At 51.8% G+C, this 245-nt stretch carries 1 protein-coding gene; it reads right to left on the bottom strand.

Going from position 1 to position 245, the window contains the following annotated elements:
- Positions 1 to 245, bottom strand: a 245-nt coding sequence (locus tag QSV46_RS40690; RefSeq protein ID WP_314964392.1) for a response regulator, incomplete at both ends; no start/stop codon positions are given.

The raw sequence follows: 245 nt of genomic DNA, 5'->3' as shown, positions 1-245 counted from the left end.
GCGAAGCACGGCTTTGATACGGGCAAGCAGCTCTTTTGGGTTGAATGGTTTTGGCAGATAGTCATCAGCGCCTGCTTCTAGTCCTGCGATACGGTCAGCGTCTGAGCCTTTTGCGGTCAGCATGATGATCGGGATGCCGGCATTGTCATTACGCAGTCGCTTGCAGATGGCGATACCATCTTCGTCAGGCAGCATCAAATCCAGTACAATCAGCGAAAACATCTCACGATCCAGCAGCTTATCCA

Origin of the sequence: Bradyrhizobium cosmicum (genome assembly GCF_032290525.1) — a bacterium.
Classification (GTDB): domain Bacteria; phylum Pseudomonadota; class Alphaproteobacteria; order Rhizobiales; family Xanthobacteraceae; genus Bradyrhizobium; species Bradyrhizobium cosmicum_A.
Note: the sequence above shows the minus strand (reverse complement) of the source record. Positions and strands in the feature narration are given on the sequence as shown.